Annotated in this window: 7 protein-coding genes; 4 read left to right on the top strand and 3 right to left on the bottom strand. The window is 67.9% G+C overall.

Features of this window, described 5'->3' with window-relative positions:
- The first annotated feature begins 747 nt into the window (after window positions 1–747).
- The 3 genes from V7053_RS16440 (at window position 748) to V7053_RS16430 (ending at window position 6,289) form a co-directional block, all read left to right on the top strand.
- Complete coding sequence (locus V7053_RS16440; protein WP_334173351.1) at window positions 748–2,298, top strand: MFS transporter; 1,551 nt, start codon at window positions 748–750, stop codon at window positions 2,296–2,298.
- Between the two features lie 78 nt (window positions 2,299–2,376).
- On the top strand, window positions 2,377–4,644 hold the full coding sequence (locus tag V7053_RS16435) for an arylsulfatase (RefSeq protein ID WP_334173350.1): 2,268 nt from the start codon (window positions 2,377–2,379) through the stop codon (window positions 4,642–4,644).
- A gap of 655 nt (window positions 4,645–5,299) precedes the next feature.
- Window positions 5,300–6,289: a formylglycine-generating enzyme family protein gene (locus V7053_RS16430; protein WP_334173349.1), complete on the top strand. Its 990-nt coding sequence runs from the start codon at window positions 5,300–5,302 to the stop codon at window positions 6,287–6,289.
- A gap of 223 nt (window positions 6,290–6,512) precedes the next feature.
- Here the strand turns inward: V7053_RS16430 and V7053_RS16425 are convergent, their stop codons facing one another.
- Both V7053_RS16425 and V7053_RS16420 read right to left on the bottom strand, forming a co-directional pair.
- Entirely contained in the window at window positions 6,513–6,794 is a 282-nt protein-coding gene (locus tag V7053_RS16425; RefSeq protein WP_334173348.1) for a type II toxin-antitoxin system RelE family toxin, read from the bottom strand.
- Window positions 6,791–7,072 carry a type II toxin-antitoxin system Phd/YefM family antitoxin gene (locus V7053_RS16420; RefSeq protein WP_334173347.1) on the bottom strand — a complete coding sequence of 94 codons (282 nt, stop codon included), beginning with the start codon at window positions 7,070–7,072 and terminating at the stop codon, window positions 6,791–6,793. The genes V7053_RS16425 and V7053_RS16420 overlap by 4 nt, the downstream gene beginning before the upstream one ends.
- Window positions 7,073–7,191: 119 nt before the next feature.
- Here V7053_RS16420 and V7053_RS16415 point away from each other — a divergent pair, with 119 nt between their 5' ends.
- Window positions 7,192–7,533, top strand: coding sequence for a hypothetical protein (locus V7053_RS16415; RefSeq protein WP_334173346.1), 342 nt, complete (start codon window positions 7,192–7,194; stop codon window positions 7,531–7,533).
- An 88-nt stretch (window positions 7,534–7,621) separates the two neighbouring features.
- Here the strand turns inward: V7053_RS16415 and V7053_RS16410 are convergent, their stop codons facing one another.
- Window positions 7,622–8,200 carry a hypothetical protein gene (locus V7053_RS16410; RefSeq protein ID WP_334173345.1) on the bottom strand — a complete coding sequence of 193 codons (579 nt, stop codon included), beginning with the start codon at window positions 8,198–8,200 and terminating at the stop codon, window positions 7,622–7,624.
- Window positions 8,201–8,760: the final 560 nt, after the last annotated feature.

Here is an 8,760-nt window from a genome sequence, read left to right as displayed (position 1 = left end):
GCCGCCCTCCTCGAGCGAGCCGGAGGAGAGCAGGACGCGGAGCTGTTCCTTTGCCTCCCACGCCGCTTGAGCTGCCCGGTCGGGTCGTCTGTGCCGAAGACCGTCCCCAGCCGGGCCACGGCCCCGTCGGAGAGGGGCCTTGGCTCCTGATGGTGCTGTAGCGGTTGAGCCAGCGAAAGACCGTGCGGCGGCCGGCCGTGGTGTCGGGGAAGGCCTTGGCCCCGGCGAGGGTGTCCGCTTGAGGGAGGCGTTGAACGACTCCGCGGCCGCCCTGCTCGCCATCAGTCAGCGTGCTCCCATGACCCGTGCCGCCGCGCCGACAGCCTGCCACGCCCCCAGCCGCTCCGAGAGCCCAGGCCGAGCCCACGCCAGTCACTGCTGCTGAGTGCGCATGCGGAGCGCGGGGCAGTGCGCTCATGCGCCGCGTTGGGCGGTGACGCTGTCCGCAGCAGCACGCCTGCGGCCTTGTGACGCTGCGACCTTCGCCTGGCAGGCGCGTTGTGCGGCCCCGTTGGCACCGTCGCGGCCCATCAGCCGGCGCGGCCGCCCCACCATGCTGGTGCAAAGCCGGCACTGGTGCCTTTGCGCCAATCAAGCGGTCCGAAGGCTCGACGCCACGGCAGGGCGGCAGGGGCGCGTAGCCCCCGGTGTGCCCATGGTGCTTGACCCATTGACTTTGTGTCTCAGGTCACGTTACCGTTTTTGCACAGATGTTCGAGGACGCACATATGTGAAAAATGGCCGGGCGTGCCTCGATTCCAGCTCCAGCGGAAAATCCCGCAGACAAGTGTCATCAGCCACCCGCCCTTTAGTCCAGATAGGACGATCATGGTTTCAACTTCGGTCGCGCTCGACGCCGGCCCGCTCACCCATCGTCAGCGACGCATTGGCCTCACCGCAATCGGCGGCTACTTCGTCGACGGCTACGACCTATTGGTGCTCAGCGGCGCATTGCTCGCCATTACGCCGGAATTCCACCTGAACCCCGCCCAGGTGGGCCTCCTCACTGCTGCCGCGTTCGGGGCCATGGCTTTCGGATCGGTCCTGGCCGGACCGCTGACCGACCGATTCGGCCGGCGCCCGGTCTTCTTCGCCACCATGATCGCCTTCGTCGTGGGCAGCGTCGGCACGCTCTTCGTCGGCAGCCTGGTGCAGCTGATTGCGCTGCGGGTCCTGGTCGGGCTTTCGATAGGCGCAGACATGCCGCCCTCGGCCGCGCTGCTGGCCGAATTCATCCCACGCCGGCGCCGCGGCACCTTCACTGCTCTGGGCGGGGTTGCCTGGACCGCGGGCGGAGCCGTGGCAGTCGGTGTCACCTTGGCCCTATACGTTCTCGGGGGTGGGTCTGAGCATTGGCGGTGGGCGCTTGCCACTGGTGCGGTCCCGGCAGTGATTCTGCTTTTCCTTCGGCACAACACCCCGGAGTCCCCTTACTGGCTCACCGAGCGCGGTCGCACGGCAGAAGCGCTCAGGTCCTGGCGATACGCCCATGAGGCCGAAGACGGCGACACGAACGTCGTCCTTCCGCCCTCCCACGACCTCAGCGTCGGGCGCGGGTTCCGAGAGCTGCTGAAAATGCCCTTCGTCCTCCTGGTGGTATGCGTTGCGATCTACTGGGGCCTGAACAACCTCTACGGATCCGCCATCGTTCTTTACCAGCCAACGCTCATCACCCGACTGCTCGGACACCCGGGCCCGTATACGCCGCTGCTGTTCACTGCGGCATTCCAACTGATTGCTGCATTGTTCGGCCTGGTGGTCTGCCTGTACCTCGTCGAGAGCATCGGGCGACGGGCCGTCGGCATAGGAGCGACCGCGCTGGTAGGCCTGGGCGGCCTGGTGGTCTATCTCGGGATCAGCTCGGTGCCACTGACGCTCTTCGCCTTCGCTGTGATGATTGTGCTGCTCAACGGCGGCTCCTCCCTTGTCTACTATGTGTGGGCTCCCGAACTGTTCCCGACCCGAATCCGTGGTCGCGCCGTCGGCGTCATCAACATGGTCGGCAAGGCGTGTAGCGTGCTGAGCACGCTTACACTGCCCACGCTGTACGCCAATGTGGGCATCACAATCTTTGTGATTATTGCCGCAGCGGCTGCGGTCAATCTCCTCGTCATGGGATTCCTGGCACCCGAAACAAAAGGGCGGAGCCTGGCCGACCTCGAATCAGGTGCGTCCTACATCGACCAAGTGCGGAGCCGCCGCGCCAAGTCCGTCCTGCCAGCCGGCGCTGAGTCCGTCCTGCCGGCCGGCGCTGAATCCGTCCTGCCAGCCGGCGCTGAGCAGGATCTGCAGTACTGAATTCAAAATCGTAAGCGGCGGGCGCGCCTGTCGGAGGCAGGTGCGGCCGCCGCTTGGTCTGAAATTTGGAGGAATCGCGTGAACCGAGAAGAACTGACCGTTAGCCCCGGAGCGAGGGCACCCAAGGGCGCGCCGAACGTCCTCGTCGTGCTGCTCGACGACATGGGCTTCGGCGCTTCGTCCGTATTCGGTGGACCGTGCCGGATGCCCACGGCCGAGCGTCTTGCATCCGGGGGCCTCACCTACTCCCGCTTTCACACGACGGCGTTGTGCAGCCCCACCCGCAGTTCCCTGCTGACCGGTCGAAACCATCACAGCGTCGGGATGGGCACGACCACTAACCTCTCCACCGACCGGCCCGGATACGACGCGATGCGCTCGCCCAGCAAAGCCACGCTTGCGCGGATGCTCAATCTCAACGGATATGCCACAGGCGCCTTCGGCAAGATGCACCAGACCCCGAACGCCGAGGTGACCCCCGCCGGGCCATTCACGCACTGGCCCACCAATGAGGGCTTCGAGAAGTTCTACGGGTTCATCGGCGGGGAAACCGACCAGTTCGTCCCGAACCTCATCGAGGGCACTGCCTACATCGACCCGCCCGCAACCGAGGCCGAGGGGTACCACTTCTCCGAGGATCTCGTGAACCAGGCCAGGAATTGGATCCGTGGCGTGCGCAACTTCGACGCGGGCCGCCCGTGGTTCTGCTATCTCCCGTTCGGTGCCACGCACGCCCCCTTCCAGGTCCCCCGCTCATGGCGCGACCGGTACCGCGGGGAGTTCTCGCACGGCTGGGACGTGCAGCGAGATCGCACACTGGCCCGGCAGAAAGAGCTCGGCATCGTGCCGTCGGACGCCGAACTCGCGCCGTGGGCCGAGGGCGCCCCGCACTGGGACGAGCTTGACGCCGACGAGAAGCGAGTCGCCGAACGGCTCATGGAGACCTATGCCGCCTTCGCCGAGCACACCGACGCCCAAGTAGGCCGCCTGGTGGACGCCCTCGAGGAGCTGGGTGAGCTCGACAACACCCTCATCTTCTACATCCTCGGCGACAACGGCGCCTCTTGCGAGGGCGGCATCGAGGGCACCCTAAATGAGATGCTGCGTCTAAACGGGCTGCCGGACACGACCGAGCGGATCCTGGAGCATTTCGATGAGATCGGCGGCCCCACCGCGGCCGCCCACTACAACGTCGGTTGGGCCCTGGCGATGGACACCCCCTACCAGTGGGCCAAGCAGGTCGCGTCCCACTACGGCGGCACGCGCAACGGGCTAGTGGTGCACTGGCCAGCGGGCATCGCCGACCGCGGAGCCATCCGTCATCACTGGCACCACGTCATCGACGTCGCCCCGACGATCCTGGAGGCCGCTGCGCTGCCGCAGCCGAGGTCTGTCGACGGGGTGGCGCAAGACCGCATCGAAGGCGTGTCGATGCTGGAAAGCCTCCGGAGCGCGGATGCACCCGAGCAGCACCTCACGCAGTACTTCGAGATGCACGGCAACCGCGGCATCTACCATGACGGGTGGACGGCAGTCACCAAGCACCGCACCCCTTGGACAGTCGGCCAGATCGAGCTCAATGCATTCGAGGACGACCGCTGGGAGCTCTATGACACCACCACCGACTGGACGCAGGCGCGCGACATCGCCGCAGAGCACCCCGAGAAGCTGGAGGAGCTCAAGCGCCTGTTCTTGGAAGAGGCCGAGAAGTACGATGTGCTGCCGCTCGACGACCGGTTCCTTGAGCGGCTCCTGCCCGAGCTCAGCGGACGGGAGCTGGCGCCGTCCACGATGACCCTTGTCCCGTCGATGCGCCGGCTGCCCGAAGATGCGGTCCCGAACGTCAAGAACGCCTCCTTCACAGTCACCGCGGTCATTGTTGCTGACGGCGAAGACAGCGACGGGGTCCTGGTAGCACAGGGCGGACGCTTCGGCGGCTGGGCTCTCTTCGTCGACCGTGGACGTCCGACCTACGTGCACAACTACATGGGTGTCGAACAAACCCACGTCGCCGGTGAAGGCGTCGTGCCGCCGGGGGAGCACACTGTCGAAGTCCGCTTCGACTACGACGGCGGAGGACTCGGCCGCGGGGGTGACGTCACGGTTCTCGTTGACGGAGTCGAGACCGGCCACGGTCGCCTGGAGAGGACGGTCCCGTTCGGATTTTCTCTCATCGAGAGCCTCAATGTGGGGCTGGACTGGGGAACTCCCGTCAGCGAACGCTACAACCGCGACCGGGGCAATCCCTACACCGGCGAAGTGCGCACGGTGACAATCGCTGTCGGCGACGACGCGGTCCAGCCTTCCGAGGACGAGGCGCTGGGCGCCATCCTGCGGACTCACTGACCCCCTTTGATTGGTCGGCCCGAGAGTGTCTGGGAGTGCGCATGAAGGGCAGGCGCAGCGATCGGAGACGGACTGGCAGAACGTCCAGCCCGCATCGGGCGGGCCCGGCAGGCCGCCGGTCCGAGGCAGAGCACCGGCGGCGATGGAGTCGATAGAGCGCTCACTGCCCGTCTTCCTGGCCTTTGTTCGATGGGCCATGAGGACGCTCTGGTGCAGCCGTAGGGAACGTGCACTCAGGCTCCTCGCGCTGCTCCTCCCCCAGGAGAACGAGCAGTGAAACCGTCCCAGGCCGGGGGAGAGCGCCGTGACGGGCACGCCGGACCGCACCGCGCCCTTTCTGTATCAGCCCACCGAGACCAGGGCCAATGGAGGAAGAGGCCGCGGACACAGCATTCGGGCCTTCTCGCCTCCGGATGAGCTCCAGTGCGATCTTCGGGGGGTGGCGGGGCGAGCTCGCCCCGCCACCCCCTCCTGGATTTGGGGGAAGTCCCTGCTGCCCGGAGCTGCCGGACGGGGGCCAGAATCGCCGGAACGCGCAGACCGGGGTGGCGCAGCATCGCCCCTTGCAGTCCAAGGGCAACGGCGGCAATGCCAGCCACCGCCCACTCGACGCTAGAGTCGGACAAAAAGAGTGCAGAGACGTCGAGAAGGAGCCATGGACCCGACGACAGAATCGGCCCACACCCCCGACTGCTGCATGCCAGAACGCCCCGGCAGTGCTGCCCTCCCCCCTCTGGCCCTCCCGCCGCAGAACACCGCCTCCGCCGGTCAGCATGAGGATGTCGCCGTTCCGGGAGCCCTCTTCCAGATGGGAGACCCGTTCGGGGAGGGCTACCCCTCGGACGGCGAGACCCCTGTCCACGAGGTCGAAGTCCCCGATTTCCGGATCGACGCCACGGCAGTCACGAACGCGATGTTCGCAGCCTTCGTCGAGGCCACCGGCTACCGCACCGAGGCCGAACGCTACGGCACCTCCGCCGTCTTCCACCTCCTGGTCAAGGCGAACGACGACGACGTGGTCGGCGCCGCCGCGGGCGCACCCTGGTGGCTCAACGTCCGCGGAGCGGACTGGGCCCACCCGCGAGGGACGCTCTCCCACTGGACCGAAGTCCCCGACCATCCCGTGGTTCAGGTGTCCTGGCATGATGCCGAGGCCTACTGCGAGTGGGCGGGGCGCCGCCTGCCCACCGAGGCCCAGTGGGAATACGCCGCCCGCGGCGGCCTCGTCGGCAAGCGCTACGCTTGGGGCGACGAGCTCACCCCCGGCGGCCAGCACCGCTGCAACATCTGGCAGGGCACGTTCCCGACCGTCAACACCGAGGACGACGGCTTCCTCGGCACCGCCCCCGTCAAGACCTTCCCTCCGAACGGCCACGGGCTCTATGAAATGGCGGGCAACACCTGGGAATGGTGCCGCGACTGGTTCCTGCCCAAGTACTACCGCAACTCGCCCCGGGAGAATCCGCAGGGCCCCACGATCGGGGCCGGGCGCGTGATGCGAGGCGGCTCCTACCTCTGCCACGAGTCCTACTGCAACCGCTACCGCGTCGCCGCCCGCACCTCCAACACCCCCGACTCCTCCAGCGGCAACTGCAGCTTCCGCACCGTGGCCCTCACGTCGGGCCCAGCCCCCGCAACGGCATGAAGCCCGAGGGCCGGCAGGAACGACGAGATGGGTCAGAGGCTCCGGGCGCTTCCCCCATGGATGACGGTTTCGCTTTTCGCCGAGTTGACGGCAAGGCGTCCGTCCGAGACCTCCTTGCACTCGGAACCGAATGGGGAGTGCTCCTGGACGAGCTGAAAGGACTCTTCAACGGGGTTCGGCTTGGACGAGCCAGAAGGCGATTCCTGATTCCGGAGTGCAGGGGCTAACCGCACCGTTGGCTTGTCCGGTAGACCGTGGTGCGAGGGCTGATGTCCGCCACGCTCATCGTGCGCGACTCCTCGTCGAGGACGATGAGCACTCTGTAGTCGCCGCGCCGTGCGGAGCGGCAGTCGGCGAGTTCCCCGCGCAGCTGGTGGGAACGATGCCGGGGGTCCCCGGCGAGGGAGCCGCAGACGAAGGCCAGCAGCGGCCCGGCGGTCCTCGGGGAGAGCCCGGCCAGCGCGCGCAGGGCGGCTTCCGTCAGGAGCGGCGTGTACCCGCTCACTGACGGCCCAGCATTCGCTCCAGGAGGGCGCGCGCGTCGTCCTCGCCGTGCACCCGGCCCTCGGCGACGTCTGCCGCCGCCTCGGCCAGCCGCTCGCGCTGGCCGGGCTGGGACAGCCAGAAGATGGTCTCCTGGACTTCCTCCCACTCGTCGGCGCTGACCATGACCACGGCCGGCCGCCCGTTTCGGGTGACGGTGTAGCGCTCGTGCTCGCGCTCGGCGCGCTCGGCGTACTCCGAGAGGTGCGCCTTCAGGTCGGACAGCGAGGTCGTGATCATGACCGCCATGCTACCGTGAATGGACCGAAATGCCGCTCCCCCGCAGACTAGAATTAAGGCCGATAAGAATCGTTACGTCACCCTTTAAGCACGACGTGCTTTAGAGGTAATGTTGTAGCGTGACCGATTCCATTCTCCTGAGCCGCCGGATCCGCGAGCAGGTCCAGGCCCTGATCGCCGACGGCGACGAGGGCGATAGGCTGCCCACCATGGGCGAGCTGCGCCGCCGCTTCGGCGGCGCCTCCAACGGCGCCGTCCAACAGGCACTCGAGCCCTTGAAGGCCTCCGGCGCCGTTGTGGCCACCCGCGGCCCCCGCGGGGGCCACTTCATCGGCCCCAAGGCCGCCGCCGAGCCACGGAGCCTCCTCCGCGAACTCAGGGCACAGCTCGACGCCGCGTCCGCGGCTCTGCGCGCCGCCGAAACGCTCCTGGGCGAGCTGGAGGGGGACGCAGGAGACTAGGACGAAGGGCAGGCATTCGGTGGAAGGGTTGTGTCGTCTTGTCGGGTTCGGGGCGAAGCGCGCTCGGTCCGAGCTTCGCAACAGGAGCCTATGTCCAGTCGGGCAGCCCCATCTGCCAGGGGTGGTCCTCGGGGAGCCCGACCCGTGGGTCGAGGGCGAGGTCGCGGAAGCGTTCCGGAAGCATGACGGGCACCTGGTCGGTGGGCGTGCCGAGGAGGTCCCACCAGTTCTCGTAGCGCTCGAAGACCTCGGCCTGGACGCGTGCCTGGGCGGCGCTGGTCCTCCGCCTCCCGGCCGGTGCTCCCGGGTCTGTGAGCCAGTCCTGGCGGTGGATCCAGGCTGCGGCTGCGACGTGGTCGCGGGGCACGACGAACGTCCGCGGCGCCAGGGCAGGGCTGTCCTGGAGGGCGACCAGGGCGAACCACTCGTGCCGGGACAGTGCGGCCTGCTGTGCTCTGGGGCCCAGGAGCCAGTTGGGCCGTTCGCTGGGGCTGGCCGTCTTGACCTGGACCTCTATGGTCCGGCGGGCACCGGCTTCGGTCTGGACGGCCAGGATGTCGGTGCGCTCGAGCGCGTCGCGGACCAGCGCCGGGGCCCACCCGATGCGGGCCAGGACGGCGCACACCCAGTGCTCGCCGGCACTCTCGGTCATCCTGCTCTCGGCCATGCCCGGAAGGCTAGCAGCACCAGCGGATGATTCGGCCCCATCCACCGCTCCAGCCCGGGCCGGGTCCCGCCAGAGGCCCGCAGCCGCGTCACCCCGGGGGCTTGAACACGGCCATCGCCGTCCAGCAGGCGCTGGAGCCGCTCAAGGCCGGGGGCTGTCGTGACCGCGCGGCCCCCGGCTGCGACTGTCGGCGAGGGTCTTGCGCTGGCAGCCCTCCTCGCTCTTCGGGACGCTGCCAGGGGTGGCTTCCGGCAAAGGTGAATGCTCCTATTGCTCTCAAGCGGCGACTGATCTGTTCGAGGGTTCGGCGCGCTCGGTGTTCGAACTCGGGCTCGCCGCGGATGGCGGTCCTCGAGCCGTGGGTGTCCCGCGTCCGCGGTCTCCGCCAGACACCGCAGCTAGCGTTCAGCCGCGCCACGACGCCGTTCCCGTCGAGCAGCGTGAACGACACCGCATCACTCGCCGGATCCGATACCCTCGCCACCTGCATCGCGTCTCCCGCCGCCTCCGTTCCAAGCGACTAAGGACATCGATCGGTCGCGGTGCTGCATGCCGGGGTC

Origin of the sequence: Sinomonas sp. (assembly GCF_036848755.1) — a bacterium.
GTDB lineage: Bacteria > Actinomycetota > Actinomycetes > Actinomycetales > Micrococcaceae > Sinomonas.
Note: the sequence above shows the minus strand (reverse complement) of the source record. Positions and strands in the feature narration are given on the sequence as shown.